The 355-nt window shown below is 57.7% G+C and carries 1 pseudogene; it reads left to right on the top strand.

Going from position 1 to position 355, the window contains the following annotated elements:
* Positions 1-129: 129 nt before the first annotated feature.
* A pseudogene (locus EN851_RS36865) lies at positions 130-355 on the top strand (hypothetical protein); the annotation flags it as partial.

Here is a 355-nt window from a genome sequence, read left to right on the forward strand (position 1 = left end):
CTTTCTCCTTATCGGCGCGGCGTGCCTGATGAGGGCGACCGGTTGAACGTGATCGCCTATCTTAGAACACTCGCCGACACACCGGTACCACTGCCGTAGGGGGGTGCGTTTAGCACGGCCATGTGTAGGTTGATCCTCACCCTCGCCTTCGTGCTCACCTGTGGCCCTGTGTCCGCAGCAGAGCATTGGTCTGCTGAGGACGGCGACACGCTGTGGCACGACAAAAAACGAATTCAGTTGCTCGGTTTTGATGCCCCCGAACTTTCGCAGGTGTGTTTTGATGCCGCTGACAAGATCTGTCCCTGCGGCAACTATGCGCGTGACCACATTCAGCATCTTATAGCCTCAGGGCGTG

This window comes from Mesorhizobium sp. M8A.F.Ca.ET.208.01.1.1 (assembly GCF_004791315.1).
In the GTDB taxonomy this organism is placed as follows: Bacteria; Pseudomonadota; Alphaproteobacteria; order Rhizobiales; family Rhizobiaceae; genus Mesorhizobium.